15 protein-coding genes are annotated in these 23734 nt (G+C 69.9%); 6 read left to right on the top strand and 9 right to left on the bottom strand.

Annotated elements, in window-relative coordinates; all coding sequences use genetic code 11:
• Nucleotides 1–19 precede the first annotated feature (19 nt).
• Nucleotides 20–1999 (bottom strand): DNA mismatch repair endonuclease MutL, encoded by a 1980-nt coding sequence (mutL, locus tag ASF22_RS02455; protein WP_056261084.1) that lies wholly within the window; start codon nucleotides 1997–1999, stop codon nucleotides 20–22.
• A gap of 107 nt (nucleotides 2000–2106) precedes the next feature.
• On the opposite strand from mutL, the gene ASF22_RS02460 reads away from it, so the two are divergent.
• The gene (locus ASF22_RS02460; RefSeq protein WP_162239519.1) at nucleotides 2107–3168 is read left to right on the top strand and encodes a glycosyltransferase family 61 protein; all 1062 of its coding nucleotides are present in this window, start codon (nucleotides 2107–2109) and stop codon (nucleotides 3166–3168) included.
• A 101-nt stretch (nucleotides 3169–3269) separates the two neighbouring features.
• On the opposite strand, the gene ASF22_RS02465 is transcribed toward ASF22_RS02460, so the two are convergent.
• The gene (locus ASF22_RS02465) at nucleotides 3270–4226 is read right to left on the bottom strand and encodes a KpsF/GutQ family sugar-phosphate isomerase (protein WP_244472918.1); all 957 of its coding nucleotides are present in this window, start codon (nucleotides 4224–4226) and stop codon (nucleotides 3270–3272) included.
• A 329-nt stretch (nucleotides 4227–4555) separates the two neighbouring features.
• On the opposite strand from ASF22_RS02465, the gene ASF22_RS02470 reads away from it, so the two are divergent.
• Nucleotides 4556–6277: an outer membrane beta-barrel protein gene (locus tag ASF22_RS02470; protein WP_056261092.1), complete on the top strand. Its 1722-nt coding sequence runs from the start codon at nucleotides 4556–4558 to the stop codon at nucleotides 6275–6277.
• A gap of 10 nt (nucleotides 6278–6287) precedes the next feature.
• On the opposite strand, the gene ASF22_RS02475 is transcribed toward ASF22_RS02470, so the two are convergent.
• The 4 genes from ASF22_RS02475 to ASF22_RS02490 all read right to left on the bottom strand — a co-directional run bounded on the left by ASF22_RS02475 (nucleotide 6288) and on the right by ASF22_RS02490 (nucleotide 9786).
• Entirely contained in the window at nucleotides 6288–6890 is a 603-nt protein-coding gene (locus ASF22_RS02475) for an AprI/Inh family metalloprotease inhibitor (protein WP_056261258.1), read from the bottom strand.
• A gap of 168 nt (nucleotides 6891–7058) precedes the next feature.
• A complete protein-coding gene (locus ASF22_RS02480) occupies nucleotides 7059–8306 on the bottom strand; it encodes a cytochrome P450 (protein ID WP_056261094.1) in 1248 nt (415 codons plus the stop codon).
• Nucleotides 8303–9583 carry an FAD/NAD(P)-binding oxidoreductase gene (locus tag ASF22_RS02485; RefSeq protein WP_056167526.1) on the bottom strand — a complete coding sequence of 427 codons (1281 nt, stop codon included), beginning with the start codon at nucleotides 9581–9583 and terminating at the stop codon, nucleotides 8303–8305. The genes ASF22_RS02480 and ASF22_RS02485 overlap by 4 nt, the downstream gene beginning before the upstream one ends.
• A complete protein-coding gene (locus ASF22_RS02490; protein WP_244472917.1) occupies nucleotides 9580–9786 on the bottom strand; it encodes a ferredoxin in 207 nt (68 codons plus the stop codon). The genes ASF22_RS02485 and ASF22_RS02490 overlap by 4 nt, the downstream gene beginning before the upstream one ends.
• Before the next feature lie 363 nt (nucleotides 9787–10149).
• Between ASF22_RS02490 and ASF22_RS02495 the strand changes: the two genes are divergently transcribed.
• Nucleotides 10150–12264, top strand: coding sequence for a TonB-dependent receptor (locus tag ASF22_RS02495; protein WP_056261261.1), 2115 nt, complete (start codon nucleotides 10150–10152; stop codon nucleotides 12262–12264).
• A gap of 4 nt (nucleotides 12265–12268) precedes the next feature.
• Here ASF22_RS02495 and ASF22_RS02500 read toward each other — a convergent pair whose 3' ends face one another.
• Nucleotides 12269–12703 (bottom strand): hypothetical protein, encoded by a 435-nt coding sequence (locus ASF22_RS02500; RefSeq protein ID WP_056261101.1) that lies wholly within the window; start codon nucleotides 12701–12703, stop codon nucleotides 12269–12271.
• A gap of 255 nt (nucleotides 12704–12958) precedes the next feature.
• Here ASF22_RS02500 and ASF22_RS02505 point away from each other — a divergent pair, with 255 nt between their 5' ends.
• Nucleotides 12959–14134: a VWA domain-containing protein gene (locus tag ASF22_RS02505; protein ID WP_056261104.1), complete on the top strand. Its 1176-nt coding sequence runs from the start codon at nucleotides 12959–12961 to the stop codon at nucleotides 14132–14134.
• The gene (locus tag ASF22_RS02510; RefSeq protein ID WP_082483467.1) at nucleotides 14131–14583 is read left to right on the top strand and encodes a VOC family protein; all 453 of its coding nucleotides are present in this window, start codon (nucleotides 14131–14133) and stop codon (nucleotides 14581–14583) included. The genes ASF22_RS02505 and ASF22_RS02510 overlap by 4 nt, the downstream gene beginning before the upstream one ends.
• Here the strand turns inward: ASF22_RS02510 and ASF22_RS02515 are convergent.
• Together ASF22_RS02515 and ASF22_RS02520 are read right to left on the bottom strand one after the other, a co-directional pair.
• A complete protein-coding gene (locus ASF22_RS02515) occupies nucleotides 14574–14894 on the bottom strand; it encodes a 2Fe-2S iron-sulfur cluster-binding protein (RefSeq protein WP_056167511.1) in 321 nt (106 codons plus the stop codon). The two genes, ASF22_RS02510 and ASF22_RS02515, sit on opposite strands and share 10 nt — an antisense overlap.
• Nucleotides 14895–15090: 196 nt before the next feature.
• On the bottom strand, nucleotides 15091–15402 hold the full coding sequence (locus ASF22_RS02520) for an Hpt domain-containing protein (RefSeq protein ID WP_056261107.1): 312 nt from the start codon (nucleotides 15400–15402) through the stop codon (nucleotides 15091–15093).
• A 286-nt stretch (nucleotides 15403–15688) separates the two neighbouring features.
• Here ASF22_RS02520 and ASF22_RS02525 point away from each other — a divergent pair, with 286 nt between their 5' ends.
• Nucleotides 15689–23692 carry a hypothetical protein gene (locus ASF22_RS02525; protein WP_056261110.1) on the top strand — a complete coding sequence of 2668 codons (8004 nt, stop codon included), beginning with the start codon at nucleotides 15689–15691 and terminating at the stop codon, nucleotides 23690–23692.
• Nucleotides 23693–23734 lie beyond the last annotated feature (42 nt).

The raw sequence follows: 23734 nt of genomic DNA on the forward strand, positions 1-23734 counted from the left end.
GCATCCCCAAGCGGTGAGCTCAACGCCGGCCGAACAACCGCTCGATGTCGGCGAGCTTCAGAGCAACGTAAGTCGGGCGACCGTGGTTGCACGTGCCCGACAGGGGCGTCGCCTCCATCTCCCGCAGGAGCGCGTTCATCTCCTCCGGACGCAGGCGCCGGCCCGCGCGGATCGAGCCGTGGCAACTCATGCGGGACAGGATGGCATCAAGGCGTCGGCTGAGGGGACCACCGCCCTCGTCGCGTCCGTCGAGGCCGCCGTCCTCCAGTCCGCTGCCCGCCAGGGCGTCGAGGATATCGATGACGAGGGTTCGGGTCGAAGCGCCGGCGAGGGCCGCCGGCACTTCGCGGACGAGCACGGCTCCGGTGCCGAAGGCTTCGAGGGTGAGCCCGAGGCGCTCGAGGTCCGGCGCGGCGTCGAGGAGGCGGGCGGCATCGTCGGGCGCCATCTCGACCACATCGGGAATCAGCAGGCCTTGGCGGGCGATACCGCCACCCGCGCGCTCGCGCTTCAGCCGCTCGTAGACGAGGCGCTCATGCGCGGCGTGCTGATCGACCAGCACGAGGCCGTCCCGGGTCTGGGCGACGATGTAGGTTTCGTGAAGCTGAGCCCGCGCTGCGCCGAGCGGATGGTCGGCGGCGGCCTCCGCCTCTTCGAGATGTGCCGCGCCCTCACGGCGCAGATCGGCGCTCGGCGGGGCGAAATCGTGGGTGAAGGCAGCCTGGGGTGCCTCGTCGAAACCGGCCCGGAACGGCGTCCCGTCCCGGGCCGCTGGGAAGCGCCCCGGGGCACCGAACGACGGCAGGCCACGCGGCAGGGGCGGCGATGCGGACGGCCGCGCACCCCACCCCGTATGCGCCTGCAGCGAGCGCCCTTCGTTCGGCAGGCCGTGGGCCGCCTCGGAACCCGTCGGCAGTGGCTCCGATCGGAGGGCGTCGAGGGTGCGCGCCGCCGTCGTCGTCGCCGTACGGGCGCCGGCACGGCGCAGCGCCTCGTGGATCGCGCTGACGATGAGACCGCGCACGAGGGCCGCATCGCGAAACCGCACCTCGGTCTTGGCCGGATGGACGTTCACATCGACGAAGGCCGGGTCGCACGTGATCGACAGGGCGAGCACGGGATGGCGATCGGAACTCATGGTGTCGGCGTAGGCGCCCCGCACGGCACCGAGCAGCAGGCGGTCGCGCACGGGCCGGCCGTTCACGGTGAAATGGATCTGGTTCGCGTTGCCCCGGTGGAAGCTCGGCAGACCGACATGGCCGGAGAGCGCGAAACCCTCCCGCGCCATGTCGAGGGGGATCGCGTTAGCGCCGAACTCCAGACCGAGCACCGCCGTCAGGCGTCGCAGCACGGCGGCGGGTCCGCCTTCGCTCTCGGCTGGGAAGACAATGGGGCTGCCACCCTCCGCGCGGAGAACAAGGCGAATGCCGGGCTCGGCCACGGCGAGGCGCCGCAGGCCCTCGCTGATGGCCGCCGTCTCGGCCCGGTCGGATTTGAGAAACTTGAGGCGGGCCGGCGTCGCCGAGAAGAGGTCCGCGACTTCGATACGGGTCCCGCGCGGACTCGGCGCCGGTCGCACCTCACCGCGCACGCCCGCATCCACCGTGAGGCTGTGCCCGGTCTCGCCTTCCGCCGTGCGGCTCGTGAGGGTCAGCCGGGCCACCGCGCCGATGGAGGGCAGCGCTTCGCCGCGAAAGCCGAGGGTGTCGATCCGGGTGAGGTCGCCGTCTGGCAGCTTCGAGGTGGCGTGGCGCTCCACCGCCAGGGCGAGATCCTGGGCATCCATGCCGGCGCCGTCGTCGACCACCCGGATGAGGCGCCGACCCCCGCCCTCGATGGTGACTTCGATGCTCCTCGCGCCCGCATCGATGGCGTTCTCCACGAGTTCCTTCACGGCGGAGGCCGGACGCTCCACCACCTCGCCCGCCGCGATGCGATCAACGAGGATGGGATCGAGGCGGCGGACCGGTGCGAGGGGGCGGGATGGCGCGAGGGGCATGGCGGGACTATACGACCGCCTGCCGGCAGCCGGAAGGTGAACGGCCGACTCCCGGCGCGCTCTCCCGCATGGACCGAGAGAATGTCCTGACGGCGACGAGGCATGGGGTGACGGATACGCTGGAGCGCTGCCGTGTGGTTTGGGGGCGGACCGACCGCATCGCCGCCCCGCCGGCCCTACGTGTCGTGACCGATGCGATCTACCGTCCGGACATCGGGACAGCGCCCTGGAACCTGACCGGTCCGGATGGCGCTCTCCTCGAGGGCGCCGGCGGTTCGCAAGCGAAAGCGGAAGCCTGTGCCGACGCGGTTCCGCACCTCTATCTCGGCGCCCTCGCCGCGCATTACGGGCACTTCCTCGTCGGCACGCTCGGCCGACTCTGGCCTCTCCTCGACTGGCGCGGCCCGCCCCCGCGCTTGCTCTGCCACGCCACCGGCGATCCGGCCGCCCTACCCTTCCTGGCCCCGATCCTGGCAGCCTTCGGCCTGACCCCGGACGCTGTGATCCGTTTCGATCGGCCGACCCGCATCCCGCACCTCGTCCTGCCGGCACCGAGCCTGAAGGAACAGGCCTTCGCACACGCGGTCCATGCCGGCCTCGTCCAGGCCATCGGCCGCCCGTTCTGGCAAAATACCGTGGTGGATGGTACGGCGCGTCCCGCCTACCTGTCGAAGGCCAGGTTGGTCGTCGGTATCTCGCGCCTGCGCAACGAGGCGGCGCTGGAAGCGGCGCTCGCCCGGCGCGGTGTCGATATCGTCTATCCGGAGAAGCTCGAACTACCCGACCTCGTGCGGCTGTTCTCGGAGCGTCGGGTGGTGATGGGCACGACGGGCTCGGCCTTCCATACGGCGGCCTTCGCCGCGCCAGGCCGGCGCATCCTCGGCCTCAACTGGGCCCCGCACCTCAATGCGAACTTTCCCCTGCTCGACGCCCTGAACCACACGCGGGGGCGGTATTACCATCCCGTCGGCACCGAATCCGGTCCGGACGAGGGGTTCCATTTCGGATGGTGGGTGCCTGACCCGGACGCGGTCGCCGAGGATCTCGTGCACCGTGCCGCCCATTTCGACGATCTCGACGCCATCGATGCGGACCAGGACGCGGCCCGCCGCCGGATCGCACAGGGCCCGCTCGCCGAACGGGTCGCGCGCTGGCTCAGACGCCGCTAGGGCATCGTCCTGCTTACCGTCTCCGCGACGACGCCCGAACCTGTCGTTGTACCGGTTCCCCGGGTAGCCCGTTTCCACCCTGCGGGCCGATGCTCTCGCCGTCAGGCGACGCCGGCGCGCAGAAGGTCGTGGTAGTGAACGAGGCCCACGGGGCGACCGTCCTCGATCACCACCAGGGTGGTGATCTTCATCGATTCCTGGATCTCGAGGGCCTTCGCCAGAAGGGTTTCCGGCACCACCGTGCGCGGCGTCCCGCTCATCAGGGCTTCGACGGCGAGGCTGTCGAGGTCGCTGCGGAAGACATTGCGGCGCAGGTCGCCGTCGGTGACGATGCCGGCGAGTCGCCCTTCGTGATCGACCACGAGGACCGAGCCGAAGCCCTTGGCGTCGATTTCGCGGATGGCCGCGCGCATGGGCGTGCCGCGCGGAACCACGGGCAGGCGCTCTCCCGTGTGCATCACCTCCCGGACCTGACGCAGGGATGCGCCAAGGCGGCCGCCCGGATGGTAGATGCCGAATTCACGGGCCGAGAAGCCGCGGGCTTCGAGCAACGCGACGGCCAGCGCGTCGCCCAGTGCCAACTGCATGGCCGTCGACGTGGTGGGGGCGAGCCCATTGGGGCAGGCCTCGCGGGCTTTCGGCAGGGTCAGGCAGACATCGGCCTCCCGTCCGAGGGTTGAGCCCGGATTGGCCGTGATGGCGATGAGGCCGACACGGTAGCGACGGGCGTAGCCGATGATGTCGGCGAGTTCCGTGGTCTCGCCCGACCACGACAGCGCCACCACGACGTCCTCGGGCTGGATCATCCCGAGGTCCCCATGGCTCGCCTCCGCCGGATGAACGTAGAGGGCCGGCGTTCCGGTGGATGCGAAGGTCGCGGCGATCTTGCGTCCGATATGACCGGACTTGCCCATTCCCGTAAGGATCGCCCGGCCCTTGGCACGGCTGAGGCGAGCCACTGCCGCCGTGAACGGATCGCCGAGACCGTTGCCGATGGCCTCCATCAGGCACGCGAGCCCATCGCGCTCGGTTCCGATGGTGCGCAGGGCGGAAGCCATGGCCGGCGTCACACCGTCGATCGCACCATCAATCGCCGACGCCCCGTCCAGGGCCGTGTTCGCTGGCGGCATTCCACCCCGTCTCCTTGAACCCGAGGCCGTCCGGCGGTCCTCCATGCCGCGCCTATGGCGCGCGAATGTGGTCGCACGGCGGCCCGGGCGCCGAGGACGGCGCCCCGTCGGGAAGCACCGTTGACGCCGCATTAACCCTGTCGGTTGTAGCGGTTTTAACCATGATCCACCCGTTTCCAACGGGACGATCCCCCCGAGGCCGGGGCGCTCCCGGATGTGGGGACGTCCGGCTTCGCCTCGAAGGACGATGGTCCGTGATGCGTGTGCGGCCGACGGGTGAGTGGCGAAAGCGGAGCCTGCCCGGCCTCGCCCTGACGGCGGTGGCCGTCCTCGCCGGCACCGGCATCGTCGCGGCGCAGGTCTCGCGCGGCAACACGGCTCCGAGCTTCGGCACCACGGCCCAGACCGACCCCCTCGCCGACGCAACGGCAACCGACGCTGCCTCGCCACGCATCCCGCCGGCTTCCGATAGCGGTGCGGGTGTAGCGGGAAGCGGCGATGCAGCGGGGGGAGAGTCCGGAGCCGGACTGCGGATCCCGAACCGCGCGGCCGGCGGTACGCGGGTGTCCGGTGCGTCGAGCGGACCGAACAACCGTGACCTCGGCGCCGTGCTCCGTCGTCGAGCGGCGCCGGCCCGCCGTTTTGGATCGGCCACGACCCGGATCACGCGCCAGATCACTCAGACATCGCCCACCGATCTCCGGCTCACCCCGGTCATCCGGACGCCCGTGGTCGGCGTCCCCCTCCCGACCTCCCTTCCCACGCTTCTGCCGCTCGCCGGAATCCAGACCCCGGGCTTCCTTTTCGGCGGCAGCCTGCGCCAGCCGTTGGCCGTCGACCCGGCCTATGCCCCACTCGGGATCAAGCTCGGCACCTTCACGTTCCTGCCGGGCTTCGAGCAGAGCTTCGGCTACGACACCAACCCCGATCAAACCACGCGTCAGGCCGTCAGGCCGTCGGTGGCGCTCCGAACGGAAGCGGATCTCGCCTTTCGCAGCGACTGGTCGTCGAGCCAGTTGACCGGCGAGTTGCGCGGCTCGTACCTCGAGTTTCCGGACAACGACGCGGCGAGCCGGCCCAACGGCCTCGGCGTGACCCGATTGCGGATCGACGCCAACCGCGACACCCGCATCGACGTCGAAGGCCGCTTTCTCATCGAGACGCAACGCACCGGCACGCCCGACCTCAACATCGGCGCGGCGACGCGCCCCCTCGTCATGAGCTACGGAACCACGGTCGGCGTGACGGAGGTGTTCAATCGCGTCCAGGTCTCGCTGCGCGGCCTCCTCGATCGTTCGCAGTTCGAGGATGCCCGACTGACCGATGGCACGATCATCACCCAGAGCGACCGCAACCTGAACCAGTACGGCCTGCAGCTCCGGGCCGGCTACGAGATCTCGCCCAGTCTCACTCCGTTCGTCGATGTTCTCGCCGACACCCGCGTCTACGACCTGCGGGTCGATTCCACCGGCACGCGGCGCGATTCCGATGGGCTGACCCTCTCGGCGGGCAGCAGCATCGCACTGACGCGCTTCCTCGCGGGCGAGGTCTCGGCCGGGTTGCAGCACCGCACCTACAACGACCCGAACCTGCGCGACCTCACCGCTCCGGTCCTCAACGCATCCCTGCTGTGGACGGTCAGTCCCCTCACGGCGGTTCGTCTCAACGCGACGGCGGGGATCGTCGAGACGTCCGTCGCGGGCTCCAGCGGCGTGCGTACCCAGGCCGTCACACTGGAAGTCCAGCACGATCTCCTGCGCAACCTCTCGCTCATCGGCGGGCTCACCTTCGTGGCCAGCGACTACGACCGGGTGAACATCTCCGACCGTGGATTCTCCGGTACGGCGCGGATCGACTACCGCTTCAACCGGTGGCTGACCATGCGCGGCACCTACGTCTACCAGCAGGTCGACAGTTCGATCGCCACGTCGAGCTTCCACTCCAACACGTGGCTGCTCGGTCTGCGGGTGAACCCCTGACGCGCCGGCTTCAGCGCACCATCGCCAGGGACGCGCCGGACTTCGAAAGCGCCCCATCGAGGGCGCCGCCGCCCTGACGCAGGCGGGCCGTCACGGTGCCGCCCGGCTGATAGAGGTAGACCTCACCGTCGCGGTAATCCCAGGCGGTCACCTTGGACAGATCCTTGTTCGGACAGGCGGCGGCGCTGGCCTTGTAGAGATCGAGGGCCGGGGCGCTCGACAGGGACACCCTGCAGCTCGCGCCCGTCGCGTCCTTGGCGGTCCAGTTGCCGACCACGGAGGATCGCCCCGAAGCCACCACCACGGGCGGCGGAGCCGGCGGGGCGACGGACGCCACGCTCGGCTCGGGCGCGATGACGGGGGTCGCGGGTGCCACTGCGACGTCCGCACCGACGGGCGGAGGGGCGTCCACGGCGGCGGCTGCCCCCGGCGGGGGTGCCAGAGGCGCGGACGTGATGGGGGCGGAGGGCATGGCCGGCACCGACATGTCGAGGGCAGCCTGAGGCCCGAGCCCACGGTTGCGGGGCTGACCTTCCAGGCGCGACGAAGCGCAGGCGCCGAGGCCGGCAGTGAGCGCCAGGACGGCGACGGTCGACAGGAGCGGACGCGGCATCTTGTGGCAAATCCCGAACATCTCGGGGTCGTGGACACGGCCCCTGTGCTGGGTGCCTCACCGTCAAATGCGATGGCCGCAAGGCACGCCTATCTCGGTCGTGGGGATTCCCGTGCGGGGCGGCGAGTTTGCGCCCCGGTGTGGCCGGGACGCCTCAAGACTGTCGCCTCAGGACGGGGCGATGCCATCGATGGCGAGCCTGAGGTGTTTCGGCCCGCGCAGGGCCGAGCCGGGCCGGTATGGAGGCGGATCGGCCGAGAGGCGTGGGTTGCGGAGGCGGCGAGCCAGGGCTGTCAGAGCGGCCTCCGCTTCGAAGCGGGCGAGCGGTGCCCCGACGCAATAGTGCAGTCCCCCGCCGAAGCCGAGATGACGGACTCCGCTCCGATCGGGATCGAAGCGATCGGGCTCCGTGAACACCGCCGGATCGCGGTTGCCCGATGCGAGGAGAAGAACGATGTCAGCGCCCTCCGGGATCGTGACGCCGCCGATGGCGATATCCGTGAGGGCCCGTCGGGTTCGGAATTGCACGGGCGGATCGTAGCGCTGGACTTCCTCGATGAGGCGCGGCGCCCGGGCGGGGTCGTCGCGCAGGCGCACCAGCTCATCGGGGTTCCGCAGGAGCGCCAGCATGGCGTTGGTGATCAGGTTCACGGTGGTCTCGTGACCCGCCACGAGCATCAGGATCGACGTCGCGATGAGATCGTAATCCCCCATCTGCGGCACACCCTGAACGCCCGCGACGGCAAGCCCCGACAGCATGTCGTCCTTGGGATGCCGGCGCTTCTCCTTGATCAGGCCCGTCATGTAGTCGGAGATGGTCTCGAAGGTCCGGCTGTTCTCAGAGCGGGCCTCCTTGTCCGCCATGGTGTCGGGTTCGAGCGCCGTGGCGAGTTGCGTCGCCCAGCCGTGAAACTGCGGTTCGTCCTCCGTCGGGATCCCGAGCAATTCGCAGATGATGGTCACCGGCAGCGGATAGGCGAGATCGTCGACGATATCGAAGCTCCGCGACCCGGCATGCTTGTCCAGGATCTCATCGACGAGACCGTGCGACCGGTCGCGCAGCGCCTGGACGCGCGCCTGCGTGAACTCGTGCATCACCGCCCGGCGCAGGGTGTCGTGGTCGGGCGGATCGCGGAAGATGAACGGCCGGTGCGTATCGGTGATCCGATCGCGGATCGGCTTGACGATCCAGTCGGAGATCGGATTGCCGGTCTTCGGCCGGTCGGCCGGCGGCAGGGTCTCGGAGCTGACGCGCGGATCGTGCAGCAACCGGGTGATCGCCGCGTGTGTCGCGGCGACGTAGGTGCCGTCGGATTGACGCGATACGGGGGTCTCGCGCAGGCGGGCGAACAGCGGATAGGGATCGACGCGGTTGGCCTCGTCCTTGACCTGTTCGAACAGGGTCGCGTCGCTCATCGATCGTCCTCTCCGGGAAACCCCGGCGTCAGCATGGTCAGGCCACCCTGGTCCACCGCGCCCCCAGGGGGCGGAAACGGCGCCCGGGACGCCACCATCTCGGCATAGGCCGGAAGCCAGCGTACGGAATCGAAGGAGACGGCCGCGATGCAGCGACCTGCGCGGCCGTATAGGGCGAGAAACCGGCCGGTCTTCGGGTCGCCCTGGGCGATGACGAGGCCGTCCGCCCCCTCCGTCAGTCCGACGGACTTGATCGTCAGTCCGCCCTGAGAGGACCAGAAGGCCGGTACCTCGGCGTAGGCTTCGCCGGTCCCGCGTCCCACGAGCAGACGTGCGGCGTGGGCGCCTTGCGCCGCGGCATGCCCCCAATGCTCAAGGGCGACAAAGCGCCCGTCGTAGAGGGGGTGGGGAAAGCGCGCCACGTCGCCAGCGGCCGCGATCGCCCGGTCGGGGCGACCTTCCGCGTCGAGGACGTATCCGTCCGCGTCGCAATCGACTCCCCCCTCGTCGAAGGCGAGGCCCGAGCCGGCGAGCCATTCGGTGTTGCGGATGGCCCCCAAGGCCACCACCACGCACCCTGTCTCCAGCGTCCGTCCGTCCGCGAAGCGCGCACGCACCACATGGCCGGTGCCGTCGTCCTCGAACGCCTCGACCTCGCTGCCGAAGCGCAGATCGACACCGCGCGCCTCGTGCAGTGCCGCGACGACGGAGCCGAGGTGGACGCCGAGGATTGCCGCCAGGACCGTCGGGCCGGTCTCCACCAGGGTGACCGGCAGATCGAGGTCACGGCAGGCGGCGGCGACCTCACAGCCGATGAATCCGCCGCCGACGACCAGGACACGCTCGGGCCGTGCCGCGAGCGCGGAACGCAGGGCCGCCGCGTCGTCCCGCCCACGCAGGGTATGAATCCCTGCGAGATCGTTTTGCGCCGCGTCCGGCCAGGGTCGTGGCCGGGCGCCCGTGGCGATGAGGAGGCGATCGTAGGCGATGCGCTCACCGCCTTCGAGATCGATGGTCCGCCCAATCCTGTCGAGGCTGGTGACGGCCGATCCCAGACGCCACTCGGCATCGAGCGGTTCGAGGATCGGAAGGGTCGTGGCACCGGGCGCCACCGAACCGCCGAGGACCTGTTTCGACAGGGGTGGACGGTCGTACGGCCGGTGGGGCTCCGCGCCGACGATGGTGAGGCGGCCGGCAAAGCCTGCCTTGCGGGCGGCTTCCGCCCCGCGCAATCCGGCCAGCGACGCACCCACGACGACGAGGTGATCCTGGCTCACGAGCGGCCGCTTCCGGCATCCTCGACGAGGATCGCCTGGACCGGGCACGCGACGCGGGCGCGCTCGATGGATTGGCGCGCCGCCGCCGACGGCGCCGGATCGTAGTGAAGCGCCTCGGCCCCGTGCAGCACGAAATGCTCAGGCGCCGCGTAGCAGCACTGAGCATAGGCTTGGCACAGATTCAGATCGACGCTGACCCGCAGCCCGCCGGCTGCGCGCGAGGGATCGGGGCTCGGCGAGGTGCCGATGCGGTCGTGGTTCGAGTCGGGCATGCAGGCGCAATGCCCACGGTGGTTCACCGGTTCCGCACTGCACGCGCGTCACAGCGTCCGACGCATGATTCCGGCTACCGGCGCTTGTGCGGAAAGGGCCGAATCTACGATCTCGAGCCGGCATGCAGTGTCGAAAAGGACCCTGCCGCGTCGGCAGCTGATGCATCGGTGCAACAGATGGGCGACGCTCGCCGAGGGTGACCACGTTTCTCTTGTAACGTTATTCCGTTCGCGCAATGAAACAACATAACATTTGTCGTGCGGGGCGTGATGCGGTCCGGTTTCTCGAAGAGCATGCTCGCAGGAACGGTCATCGCCGGTGCTGGCCTCGCGTCCTCCGGTGCCATGGCCCAGCAGGCCGAGACGACGCTGTCCGAACTCAGCGTCACATCCCCGAGCCCCATCGTCCCCCTTCGCGGCAACGGCTTGGCTACCGCGCCGCCGGTCGGGATCCTGCCGGTGGCGACCAACACCTTCTCGCCCGTCACCGTGGTGACCGCCGACCAGATCGCCCGCGATCAGCCTCGGACCCTGGGCGACGCCCTCGCCGACCGGCCCGGGATCTCGGCCTCGACCTACGCGCCCGGCGCCGCGAGCCGTCCGATCATCCGCGGCCTCGACAACAACCGGGTCCGGATTCAGGAAAACGGCGTCGGCATCCAGGACGTCTCGGAACTCGGCGAGGATCACGGCGTCCCCATCAATCCGCTGGTGGCCAATCGGATCGAGGTGATCCGGGGGCCGGCGTCCCTCCGGTTCGGCTCCCAGGCCATCGGCGGGGTGGTCAGCGTCGAGAACAACCGCGTCCCGACCTTCGTCCCCGAGCGCGGCATCTCCGGGTCGGCAACCACGGGGTATTCCACCGTCGACAACGGTCGTCTCGGCGCCGTCACGGTGGATGCCGGAGCGGGCAACGTCGCGGTTCACGCCGACGGGTTCAGGACGGCGGCGGACAGCTACGCCACGCCGCTCGGCATCCAGCGCAACTCCGCCAACGAGTCCCAGGGCGGCTCCGTCGGAATGTCGTTCATCGGCGACCGTGGCTTCGTCGGCCTGTCCTACAGTCACTACGATGCGCTCTATCAGATCCCCGGCGGTTCGGCGGCGGAGAACCGCACGCGCCTCGATCCGCGGCAGGACCGCCTGCTGGCCCGCGGCGAGTTCCGCCCCCTCGACGGTCCCATCGCGGCGATCCGCTTCTGGGTCGGCGGGTCCGTCTATCGCCACGACGAAACCGGGATCGGCGAGGACGGCCGCGACGGCATCCAGGCCACCTTCAAGAACCGGGAAGCGGAGGCCCGGGTCGAGTTCCAGCACGTGCCGGTCTTCACCGCCCTCGGGACCCTGACGGGGGCGCTCGGTCTGCAAGCCGGACGCCGCACCCTCGGCACCGCCGGCGAGGCGGGTGGCCTGCTGGCGCCGACGGATTCACGCAGCAACGCCGTGTACCTCTTCGAGGAATTGGCCGTGGGCAACGGCCTGCGCTTCCAGGCCGCCGGCCGAATCGAGGGAGATCGCTCCGCGGGCACCGCCACCCAGTTTCCCGGCGACTATCAACCGATCGAGGGCGAGGACCCGCTGTCCTACGGTCGACGCCGCCGATTCGCACCGAAAAGCATCAGCTTCGGTGCGCTGCAGGATCTGCCGTACGGGTTCGTCGCCAGCCTGAATGGGAGCTTCGTCGAGCGTGCGCCGACGGCCTTCGAGCTCTATTCCCGCGGGGCCCACGATGCGACGGAGACCTTCGAGATCGGCAACGCCGCCCTGAAGAAGGAACGTGCCCGAACCGTGGAAGCCAGCCTTCGCCGGGCCGAGGGGCCGCTGCGTCTCGACGCCACCGGCTACTACACCCGCTACACCGGCTTCATCTACAAGGGCGACACGGGACGCCGCTGCGGCGACGATTTCGCCTCATGCGGCAGCGACGACGAGCTGCAGCAGATCGTCTATTCCCAGCGCAACGCGACCTTCTACGGCGCCGAGATCGGCGCGCAGCTCGACCTCCTGCCCGTGGGCAACGGCTGGGCCGGCCTCGACGCCCAGTACGATTTCGTCCGCGCCCGGTTCGACGACGGCACCTTCGTGCCGCGCATCCCGCCCCACCGTGTCGGCGGCGGCCTGTTCGTGCGCGCCGACGGTTGGTTCGCCCGGGTGAACCTGCTCCACGCCTTCGCTCACACGGAGGTCGCCCCCATCGAGACGATGACGCCGGGCTTCGACGACCTGCGCGCCGAAGTGAGCTACACCAAGCCCCTCGATCCCGTCCTCTACGGTGCCACCGAGGTGACCCTCGGCCTCCAGGGGCGCAACCTCCTCGACGATCGGATTCGCAACTCGGCCTCGTTCAAGAAAGACGAGATCCTGTTGCCGGGCCGCAACCTGCGGATCTTCCTGACGGCGCGCTTCTAATCGATCAGAGGAGTTGTCCCTGACCCTGGTCGGGCATCGTCGGCACCGGTGTCAGGGCTTGATGCGCCGGATCGTGTTCGGCCGGCGGGTCGGACACATCGTCGTCCGAAGTGTATCCGCAGCGATAGACGATCTCGTCGGGCGGACCGAGGCCGGTGTGGAGGGGGATCGCCACCGTGTCGTCGGAGAAGCGCCAGTGACGGGTGCCCCGATCCCAATAGAGCCAGATCGTCGTCGGGTGCCCTTGTACCCCGAACACCGCCGCCTTCTTCGACAGGGCCTGGACCGTGCGCGGCGCGTACATCCCCTTCTGACGATAGGCCTCCCGCAGGGCGGGGCCCTGACGGTCCATGAAGGTGTTGCGCACGACCTGAATGGTCGCGCCGGGCTCGGCGAGGAAGCGCTTGAAATCGCCGAGGGAGTGCAGGACGAGTGCCATGGCGGTCACCCTCGATGGAGCCGTGGAAGTTTCGCTCCGACACCGTGTCCGAACTCATCCGCGATGCTGCAGGGCAAGTGTTCCGTTCCTGTGACGCGACATGTCCCCCTGCATGGGGCCAGGTCCGGGTTACCCACAGAAATCGCTGGTTCTACCCATACTTCTCGGCCGGCTGTGGATGCCGCGCGCCGCCGACAATTCGTTCGACCGTAACCAAGCCTTGACCCGAACCAAGCCTTGCCGCGTTGTCGCGGCATGCTGCTCCAGTTCTTCACCGCCCTGCGCGAGGCCAAGGTTCCTGTCACCTTACGGGAATTCCTCACCCTCCTGGAGGCCCTCGACCGCGATCTCGCGGAGAAGCGGGTGGACGCGTTCTACCTGCTGGCCCGGACGGCCCTTGTGAAAGACGAACGCCATCTCGATCGGTTCGACCGGGTGTTCGGCACGGTCTTCCAGGGGCTGGAGACCGTAGGCGCCGCGACGGAGCCCTCCACGATTCCGGAGGAATGGCTGCGCAAGCTCGCGGAGAAATACCTCACCGACGACGAGAAAGCCGAGTTGAAGGCACTCGGCTGGGACAAGCTGTTCGAAACCCTGAAGCGGCGCCTCGCCGAGCAGAAGGAGCGTCACCAGGGCGGCTCGAAATGGATCGGCACCGGCGGGACCTCGCCGTTCGGCGCCTATGGCTACAATCCGGAAGGCATCCGCATCGGCCAGGACGGCAACCGCAACTTTCGCGCGGTCAAGGTCTGGGACAAGCGTGAATTCCGCGACCTCGACGACGGCGTCGAACTCGGCACCCGCAACATGCGGGTGGCCCTACGGCGTCTCCGGCGCTTCGCCCGCACCGGGGCGGCGGAGGAACTCGATCTCGACGGCACGATCCGGGAGACGGCCGCCAAGGGCTATCTCGATGTGAAGTTGCGGCCCGAGCGGCGCAACGCCGTGAAGGTGCTGCTCTTCCTCGACGTCGGTGGGTCGATGGATTGGCATATCGGTCTGGCCGAAGAACTGTTCTCGGCGGCCCGGTCCGAGTTCAAGCACGTGGAGCACTACTACTTCCACAATTGTCCCTACGAGCGGGTGTGGAAGGACAACCGCCGCCGCCACGACGAGACCCTGCCGCTGCTCGAAGTGCTGCGGACCTATCCGGCGGATTACCGGGTTGTGATCGTCGGCGACGCTTCCATGAGTCCCTATGAGATCGCGACGCCGGGCGGCTCCGTGGAGCACTGGAACGACGAATCCGGAGAGGTCTGGCTTGGGCGACTGCTGGAACGGTTTCCGAAGGCGGTGTGGCTGAATCCGGTGCCCGCGGAACATTGGGGCCACACTCAGTCCATCACCATGATCCGCCGGATCCTCGGCGGGCGCATGTACCCGCTGAACCTTGAGGGGATCGACGCCGCCATGCGCGAACTGGTGCGTTGACCCGCGATCGCCTTCCCCACGGCGGGTTCGCCGCACTGGTCCCGGAACTCGACGTTTTCGACCTCGGGCGGAGCCTCGCATTCTGGTGCGATGCCCTCGACTTCTCCGTTGTCTATACGAGGCCGGAGGATGGGTTCGCCTACCTGGAACGGGAGGGTGCCCAGGTCATGCTCAACCGGGTCAACGGCAACTGGTCGGTCGGCGACCTGAAGCGACCGCTCGGCCGAGGCCTCAACCTACAGATCACCGTCGCGGCCCTCGTCCCCGTGCTCGAACGGCTGGCGGCTCAGGACTGGCCGCTGTTCCGGGACGTCCATGACGCCTGGTACCGGGTCGGCGACGTCGAGGCGGGCCTCCGCCAGGTCTTGGTTCAGGACCCCGACGGTTATCTCGTGCGTCTGTGCGAAACCCTCGGGGTCCGGCCGATCGGCCCCATTGTTCAGCCCTGACGCGCCGGCGTCGTCACCGTGAGGCCGTCGAGTTCCGGCTTGATCCGGATCTGGCAGCACAGGCGCGAGGTCGCACGCACGTCCGAGGCGAAATCGAGCATGTCCTGCTCCATGTCCTCTGCCGGCCCGACGATGGCGGCCCATTCGCCGTCGACGTAGACGTGGCAGGTGGCGCACGCGCAGGCGCCGCCGCATTCCGCGTCGATCCCCGGCACGTTGTTTCGGATCGCCGCTTCCATCACGGTCGATCCCACGTCGGCTTCCACGGTCCGGGCCGTGCCGGCATGGTCGACGTAGGTGATCTTGGGCATCGATTGGGGCTCCGGGCTCGTACAACGCGTGTGTGGTCGGTTGTGCGGCGCGAGGTCTGCCTTGAAGGGGCAGGCCTCGGAATGCAAGCGTTCGCCGACACCCGGCGATCATTCCCTCGCTGGCGCCGGCGACCTTTCGCTTACGCGGGACACGCCGTGCCGTTCCATGCCGGACACTGCGGCGGGTTCGCTCGGCTCACACCTCGGCGATCGCCCGCAGGGCCGCGGCGACGGCTCCGGCCAGGGGCGCCAGTGCCGGATCGCAGTCGCTCCGCAACGCATCCTCGACCATCGCGCTCGCCGCCGCTACGGACACGGCGCCGATGCCGAGGGCCGAACCCTTCAGGGTGTGGGCGAGGTCCGCGCGCTCGGCCCGTGTGCGGGCCGGATCGCCGATCTCCGGCAGGAGGCGGTGACACTGACCGGCGAACAGCATCAGGAGTTCACGGGCGAGTTCCGCGTCGCCGAACGTCTGCCGGGTGAGGTGATCGTGATCGATGGGCGGCACGGGCACCTTTCGATTCGTCTGCGGCGGCGATGGCCGGGCTTCCCTATCCACAGGCGCGGACGCGGGTTTGGTTTGCGTTTAAGCATTGCGGGCCCATGGATAAAGCCGACGGCGGGAAGCCGGCCCCGGGGCTTGGTAACCATTCCGTTAAGGTTTTTGCGGCGGACGCAGGCGGTCGGGTATCGGCCCCCGGCGCCGGTGTCTAAAGTTCGTTTGATAAATTGGTAAAAGTGTCTCCTTCGCCGGGTGCGGCCGACGCGGGAGAATACGGGTAACGAGGCGTTGCATGGCCACGGAAAAGAAGCTCAAGGATCCGGCGGAGGCAGCCCTGTCCGCGATCGAGCAGGCCCTCAACCTGGACATGCTCACGCCCGACGCGTCCGAGAACCGCGTCGAACCGCGCCTGCCCGACGTCGGTGACGGCGATCCGCTCCTCGATCCGAGCGGACGTAACCGCCCGCCCCGCCTCGACGAGCCTCTGGCGTCCGACCTTCCGCCGCCGGACCGCGCCCGCCCGCGCCGCGAAGGTGGACTGCTGCCCCCGGACCGCTCGCTGGTCGCCAACGACGATCGCCAGAACATCGGCATCCTGCAGCAGACCCTGCGGGTTCGGCCTTCTCCGATGCCCTACGTCGTCGCGGCCGTCGCATCGGCCGTGTGGTTCGCGAGCCTTCTCGCCCTGGCTTGGATCCAGTCCGGCGGTGATCTGAAGACCTACGCGCAGGGCCTCACGGCGCTCCAGTCGGCGGTGGCGGCCACCGCCCTCGTCGGACCCGTGGTCTTGTTCTCGATCATGGCGATGCTGGCCGTGCGGGCGCAGGAGATGCGTCTCGTCGCTCGCGCCGTGGGTGAAGTCGCCATTCGCCTGGCCGAGCCGGAGAACTTCTCGACCGACGCCGTGCTGACCATGTCGCAGACCGTTCGCCGCGAAGTGGCGGCCGTGGGCGACGGTGTCGAGCGGGCGCTTGCCCGCGCCGGCGAACTCGAGACCCTGGTGCGTGGCGAGATCGCCACCCTGGAGCGTGCGTACTCGGAGAACGAGATCCGCATCCGGTCCCTGGTCGACGAGCTCGTCGCCCAGCGCGAATCCATCGTCGCCAACGCAGAGCGCGTCCGCGGAGCCATCACGGGCTCGCACCAGAACCTGACGCAGGAACTCGACGGGGCCGCAGAGCGCATCGTCGCCGCCGTCACCGGCGCCGGCGAGCGCGTCACCGGCGCCCTCGATGCGCGCGGGCACGCCATCACCACGGCACTCGGCGACCGCGGCGACGCCATCACGTCGGCGCTCGCCCTGGCCGGAGACCGCGTCGTCGGTCTCGTGACCGATCGGGGCGACGACCTCGTCCAACGCCTCGCCGCCACCAGCGAAGGCGTGCGCGGCAGCCTGACGGATGTCGGCAACACGCTGACCCAATCCCTGGAGAGCCGAGCCGAGGAAGTCACCCGCGCCTTCGAGCGCACCGGCGGGCTCCTCACCACGACGCTGGCCACCAACGCCGGCGATGTCGCACGCACCCTCGCCCAGACCGGTGCCGAGGTGATCGAAACCCTGAACCGCGAGGGCAGCGAGGTCCGCAGGACCTTCGAGGAATCCGCCCGCGGGCTCGAGAGCGCCTTCCTGGCGCGCGGCGGTGAGCTGACCGCTCAGTTCTCCACCACCGGCGGTGAGATCACCGCCCGCTTCGCCGAGACCGGCGACGCCTTGCGCGCACACTTCGCCGCCACGGGCTCGACCCTGACCCGGGACATCGCGACCATCGGCGATGGCGTGTCCGATGCCATCCTGGCGCGCGGCCGTGAGGCCGAGGAGCGTCTGGCCCAGGCGACCGGCGGCGTCATCGAGACGTTCGGAGCGCGGGCCGACGCCCTGCGCGACGGCCTGGTTCGTTCCATCGAGGAGGCGACCGCCCTCGTCGACCGCAACGGCGGCGCTCTGGCGGAGCGCATCGATACGGTCACGGGTCGGCTGCGAGAGACCTTGGCGGTCCAGGGCACCGGCATCGCGGACCTCATCGAGGCCCGCGGCCGCGATGCCGAGGCCGGGTTCGCCCTGACGGCCAGCGGCCTCATCGAAACCCTCGATTCCCGCGCCGGATCCGTGCGCGACAGCCTGGCCCGCGCGGTCGAAGGCATCACCGGCGACCTCGACGCGCGCGGCGGCGCCCTCGCCGAGCGCATCGAGACGGTGACGGGACGCCTGCACGAAACCCTGGCGGTCCAGGGCGTCGGCGTCGCCGAACTCATCGAGACGCGTGGTCGTGAGGCCGAAGCGAGCCTCAACCGGAGCACCGATGGCCTGATCGAGGTCTTCGATGCCCGCAGCGAGACCCTGCGCCAGCGTTTCGTCAGTTCCGTCGACGGCCTCGCGGCCGGCATCGACGCGAGCGGCGGCGCCCTGGCCTCCCGGATCGAGGCCGTGGCTGGCCGCCTGCACGACACCGTCACCGTTCAGGGTGGCAGCCTCGAGAGCGCCCTTGCCCTCGCCGGTGATCGGGCCGGCGGTCTCATCACCGAGCGGACCCACGCGGCGACGGCCGAAGTCGAGCGCCTCTTGGCCGAGCTCGGGCACGCCCTGGAGGCCCGCACCGGTCAGACGGTTTCGGCACTCCAAGCCACCGCCGCGACACTCGATGGCCAGTTCGGGGCCCAGACCCTGGAGGCGACCGAGACCCTGCGCCGCAGCGCCGAAGAGATCACCGTCGCGCTCGGCGCCTGCGCGGCCGAGGCCGCACAATCCCTGCGCCGCTCCGCTGCCGGCGCCACGGGCGAACTCGAAGCCCGCACCGTGGAGGCCGTCGAGATCTTCGAGCGCCGCCTCGCCGCCAATGCCAATGCGCTGTCGAGCCGGACCGAACAGGCCGCCGCCCTGCTCGGCCAGCTCGCCGAGGGCACCGGCGACACCGTCGCCGGCCGCACCGAAGCCTCCGTGGCGGCCCTGCGCCGGACCCTCGAGGAAATTAACGCCGAGTTGGCCGCGCGCGCCGACGAGGCCGCCGGCGTCATCGATCGCGCCGCTCAGGGAATCGGTGGCAGCCTCGACGCCCGCGTTCGCGACGTCGAAGTCGCCTTCGGCAACCACGGCCGAACCCTCGGCGAGCTCATCGCCGCCCACACGCACGACGCCCATTCGCAACTCACCCTGGCCGGCCGCGACATCACCCTCGCCATCACCGCCCAGAGCGCACGGGTCAGCGAGGCCCTCGGCGCATCGGGCGAGCGCTTCGACGAGACCACGAAGGCTCGGGCCGACGCCATCGAAACGGTCTTCACCGATCGCCTCGCCGCGCTTCAGGACACCATCGCGCGGGGTGACATCATTGCGGAGCGCATCGCCCGCGATACGACGTCCCTGTCGCAGAGCGTCGGCGGCCAGCTCGAGGAGATGGACCGGATCATCTCCGTGCGCGGCCAAGCCGTGGCCGAGACCATCGCCGAGCGCACCCGGGAGGCCCGCGAGGCAGTGGAGACCCAGCTCGGTGCCCTCGAGGAGCGCGGCATCAAGCGCACCGCCGAGATCGGCGAGACCTTCTCGCACCTCATCACCCATATCGACGGCCAGCTCGGCTCGCGTGCCACCGCCCTCAACGAAGCCTTGATCCTGCGCACGGCCGAGATGGCGCGGATCATGACCGAGGGTGGACGCGACCTCGTCGAGACCCTCGACGCCCGCGCCGATACCATGGCGCAGGACATCGCCGCCCGCAGCCTCAGCCTCGGTGATACCCTCGGCGCGCGCGCGACCGAGATCACCAGCCACCTCGACGTCCAGACCCGGGAACTGGTCCAGCGCCTCGATGACGGCGCGACGCGCTTCGATTCGGGCATTCTGACCCGCCTCGAAGTGATCAGCGCCACCCTGGAAGAGCGCGGCCGCCTCATCGACGAAGCCTTCGGCACCCAGGCCCTGGAGGCGATCCGCCTCATCGAGAGCCGCACCCGCGCCGTGGACGAAGACCTCGCCGCCCGCACCCGCGAACTCGTCGACATGATCGTCGAGCGCACGGGTGGAGCCAATGCGGCCCTGTCCCAGCAGGCCCAGAGCCTCCGCGACGCCTTCTCCGAGCGGACCGATCACCTCGTCAGCCTTATCGACGAGCGCACCGCCGCCATGGGCAGCGAGCTCGACGAGAAGGGCCGTGCCGTGTTCGGAGCCCTCGGGGGTCGCATCACCGAGCTCGCCCGCCTGCTCGATTCCGGCACCAACGCCCTCGGCACCCTCCTGGAGACCCGCGGCGAGACCATCCTCGCTCGCCTGCGCGAAGTCGTGGCGGAAGCGGACCGGCTTCTCGGCGAAGGCGAAAACCGTCTCGGGCGCACCCTCGACGGGCGCACCCTCGACATCAGCTCGCTCCTCGACGAGGGCGTGCGTACGGTCCACCAGCTCCTCGACGATCGCACGGGCGAGATCCGCGCGCTTCTCGACAGCCATGCCCAGGTCCTCGGCACGAGCTTCGAGGATCGCCTGGCGCCCTTGCAGGACAACCTCGACCAGCGCGGCCGCCGCCTCGTCGAGACCATCGAGGCGAGCCTCGGCAGCGCCGCGGGCGCCGTGGATGCCCGGACCCAGGCCATCGCGGCCCTTTTCGACGAGCGTATCGGCCATCTGGACGAGGTCGTGGAGCAGCGCGGCGCAGGCCTCGCCGATGCCGTCGAGGCCCGCACCCAGGCCCTCGCGACGACGTTCGACGCCCGTCTCGGCCAGCTCAACGCCATCGCGAACCAGGACGACTCGAGCCTGATCGCGGCCGTCGAGCAGCGCATCGCCGCCCTCGGCAGCCTGTTCGACAGCCGCATCGGTGAGCTCGACAGCCTGGTCGAGCGCCGCACCGGCGGCTTTGCCGAGTCGGTGGACGGCCGTGCCCGCGATCTCGCCGCGCTGTTCGATCACCGCATCGGTCTCCTCGGACAGATCGTCGAAGGACGTGGCGCCCAGGTCGCCGACGCCATCGACGCCCGTACGAAGACCATGGCCACGCTCCTGGACGAGCGTCTCAGCGGCCTTGATGCCCTGGTGGACGGACGCGGCGCGCAGGTGTCCCAGGCTCTCGACGAGCGCACCCGCGCCCTTGCGAGCCTGTTCGACGAGCACCTCGGCGGTCTCTCGGATCTCGTGGACGGTCGCGGCCGCCAGATCGGTCAGGCCCTCGATACCCGCACGGAGGCGCTCGCTGCTCTGTTCGACGGCCGGATCGAGCAGATCAACGCCCTGGTCGCACAGGATGCCGGCGGCTTCGCCACGGCACTCGAGGGGCGTGTTCAGTCCATCTCCGCCTTGTTCGACGCCCGGATCGGCGAGCTCGACACCCTCGTGGAGCGCCGCAGCGGCGGCCTCGCGGAGAGCGTGGACGGCCGGACCCGCAGCTTGGCAGCCATGTTCGATCACCGGATCGACCTCCTCGCCCAGATCGTGGACGGGCGCGGCGCACAGGTCACCGACGCGATCGACGCGCGCACCCAGGCGCTGACGACGCTGTTCGACACCCGCCTCGGACATCTCGACGACCTGGTCGAGGGACGCGGCACGCGCTTGGCCGAGGCCGTCGACAGCCGGACCCAAGGCCTGCGCGCCCTGTTCGACGAGATGCTCACCGCCCTCGACGGTCTCGTCGACAGCCGCGCCGAGACGCTGACCGATCGGATCGATGCCCGCACCCAGGCTCTCGTCGGACTGTTCGACGAGCGCATGAAGGCCCTCGACGGGCTGGTCGGTGAGAGTGCCGGTTCGCTCACCGATCGGGTCGAGGAGCGCACCCGCACCCTCGCGGCCCTGTTCGACGAGGGCCTCGCCCGCCTCGATGGAGTTGTGGAGAGCCGTTCCGGCGCCCTCACCCTCCAGGTGGATACCCGGACCCAGGCCCTCGCGACGGTGTTCGACGAGCGCCTCGGCGCCCTGGATTCGCTGATTTCCGGTCGTGCCGCCGGCCTGGCCCGGACCATCGAAACGCAGGGCGCGGCCCTCACCCAGGCCGTCGATGCCCGCAGCGAAGCCTTCACCAGCCGTATCGACAGCCGCATGAAGGTGTTCGCCTCCCTGGTCGCGTCGCGTGGCGACGCCCTGGCCGCTGCCTTTGACGATCGTCAGGACGCCTATGCGACCCTGGTCGACGAGCGAAGCGCCGCCATGCTGTCCGCCTTCGACGAGCGGGTCGGTCGTCATGCCGCCGCCGCCGAAGCCCATGCCGCCGCCCTTGCCTCAGCACTGGATCAGCGCAACGAGGCCGTCGCGGCCCTCATCGACGGTCGCAATGCGACGATGACGGAAGCGTTCGACCGCCGTTCCACGGCGCTCGCCGCCCTCGTCGAGGCGGGGGGCCAGTCCTTGGCCCAGCGCCTCGCTGCGAGCGCCGAGACCATCACCCGCGCCATCGAGGAGCGCGGCGGCAGCCTCGTCGAGACCCTCGACGGACGCGGTTCGCACGTGATCGAGGCTCTCGCGGCACAGTCCGATCGCCTCCGCGCCGTCGTCGATGGCCCGGCCGCATCGTTGGTCGAAGCTCTGTCCGAGCGAGGCCAAGCCCTCGAGCGGGCCCTCGCCGAGACCGGCACACCCCTCGTGGAGGCGATCCGCCAGCGTACGGACGAACTCGAAGCCCGTTCGCAGGCCTCGGCCGAAGCTCTGCTGGCGACCATCGACGGGGGCGCCTCGCGCGCCATCGCCACCCTCACGCAGGCCAACGACGCCCTGCGTCACGACGTCGGCAGCGTCCTGCAGCGTGTCGAGGGCGCCAATGCGGCCCTGGCCGAACTCCTGGCGGGGGCGGGCGAAAACCTCGGCGCCATCGAGACGGGTCTCGCGGCCCGCATCGAGCAGGTCCAGGAAGCCCTGGGCGCCATCGCCAGCGAGACCGAACGGGCGAGCCGCGGCGTCGCCGAGCAGGTCGACGAGCTCAAGTCCGTCGCGCAGGGTGCCCTGCGTGATGCGGCCGAACTCGCCGCGTCGCTCGACGCCAGCGGCCGGTCCCTGGGAGATCTCGGACGGACCCATGCAGCGGCCCTCACGGGCGCGGCCGGATCCCTTGAGACGGCCGAAGGTCGCCTCTCCGAGGTTCTGGCGGCGCGCGGCGGCGCCATCGAGGGCGTGCTCGCCCGGATCGACGAACGCTCGGGTTCCCTGGAAGCCGAGACCGCCCGTTTCGATGCACTGATCGAGCAGACCCTGCGGACCGCGGAGGAGCGAGCCCGCGCCATCGGCACCGGTCTGGCCGAGACTGCGAAGGGCGCCGGCGCCCGTGTCGTCGAGGCGTTCGAGGGCCTGCGGTCTGGCGCCGACAGCGAGGGCGAGCGGACGGCGCAGGGCGTGCGTGCCGCCATCGACGCGGCGTCCCGCGAGATGACGGCGGTGTTCGAGACGGCCTCGGGGCGCTTTGGTGATTCCGTGGCCGGCCTGCGCGAGATGGCGAGCGAAATCCGCCGCGAGCTCGACGCCACTCGCGCCGAGATCCAGCGCGGTGTCCTCGACCTGCCGCGCGAGACGCAGGACGCCACCGGCGAGATGCGCCGGGTCGTCTCGGATCAGATCAAGGCCCTGGGCGAGCTGACCACCCTCGTCGCCCGCACCGATCGCGGTGTCGATGTCGCCCGGCCGTCCGCGGCTCCGCCCGCTCCGGCGCCGGTTGCCCCAGCCAAGGCACCGGTCTCTCCCGCACCGGTCGCCCCCGCTCGGACACCCGCTGCGGCCGCGCCGAAGCCGGGGCAGACCATGACCATCGTGCCGGCACCCGCCGGTCGGCCCGTCAACGTTGCCGCCCGCACGGGCGAGGCACAGCGTGCGCAGGCCAACGGTGCCAAGGCGGGAGACCGTGGTTGGCTCTCGGACCTCCTGACCCGAGCATCCCTCGATGATGATGGCGACGAGTCCGAATCCGAATCTCAGGCCACCGCCGGAACCAAACCTTCACCGGAGAAGGGGTCCCCCGAGGCCAAGGCGGCGGCCGAGCGTGGGCGCACGGCTCTGGAGACCATCTCGGCCGACATCGCCAAGATGATCGACCACCGCACGGCCGTGGATCTGTGGGAGCGCTATCGCCGGGGTGAGGCGAACCTGTTCGACCGCCGCATCTACACCGCGCAGGGGCGCCAGACCTTCGAGGAGGTCCGCCGCCGCTACGCCGGGGATGCCGATTTCCGACGCACCGTGGACCGCTACGTCGCGGAGTTCGAACGCCTGATGGCGGACGTTTCCAAGAACGACCGCGATTCGAAGCGCGCCGACGCCTACCTCACCTCGGAGACCGGCAAGGTCTACACGATGCTGGCCCATGCCAGCGGACGCTTCGACGGAGCGTAGGGCACCGGACCCCCTTCCCCCATTCTGGGGCGGAGGGGGCTC

The sequence above is a fragment of the Methylobacterium sp. Leaf87 genome (assembly GCF_001422775.1).
Classification (GTDB): Bacteria; Pseudomonadota; Alphaproteobacteria; order Rhizobiales; family Beijerinckiaceae; genus Methylobacterium.

Bases quoted from the DNA above. Each gene is read 5' to 3' on its own strand.
- mutL (WP_056261084.1), bottom strand. From the start codon at position 1,999: ATGCCCCTCGCGCCATCCCGCCCCCTCGCACCGGTCCGCCGCCTCGAT.
- ASF22_RS02465 (WP_244472918.1), bottom strand. From the start codon at position 4,226: ATGGCTTCCGCCCTGCGCACCATCGGAACCGAGCGCGATGGGCTCGCG.
- ASF22_RS02470 (WP_056261092.1), top strand. From the start codon at position 4,556: ATGCGTGTGCGGCCGACGGGTGAGTGGCGAAAGCGGAGCCTGCCCGGC.
- ASF22_RS02475 (WP_056261258.1), bottom strand. From the start codon at position 6,890: ATGCCGCGTCCGCTCCTGTCGACCGTCGCCGTCCTGGCGCTCACTGCC.
- ASF22_RS02480 (WP_056261094.1), bottom strand. From the start codon at position 8,306: ATGAGCGACGCGACCCTGTTCGAACAGGTCAAGGACGAGGCCAACCGC.
- ASF22_RS02495 (WP_056261261.1), top strand. From the start codon at position 10,150: ATGCTCGCAGGAACGGTCATCGCCGGTGCTGGCCTCGCGTCCTCCGGT.
- ASF22_RS02500 (WP_056261101.1), bottom strand. From the start codon at position 12,703: ATGGCACTCGTCCTGCACTCCCTCGGCGATTTCAAGCGCTTCCTCGCC.
- ASF22_RS02505 (WP_056261104.1), top strand. From the start codon at position 12,959: ATGCTGCTCCAGTTCTTCACCGCCCTGCGCGAGGCCAAGGTTCCTGTC.
- ASF22_RS02515 (WP_056167511.1), bottom strand. From the start codon at position 14,894: ATGCCCAAGATCACCTACGTCGACCATGCCGGCACGGCCCGGACCGTG.
- ASF22_RS02525 (WP_056261110.1), top strand. From the start codon at position 15,689: ATGGCCACGGAAAAGAAGCTCAAGGATCCGGCGGAGGCAGCCCTGTCC.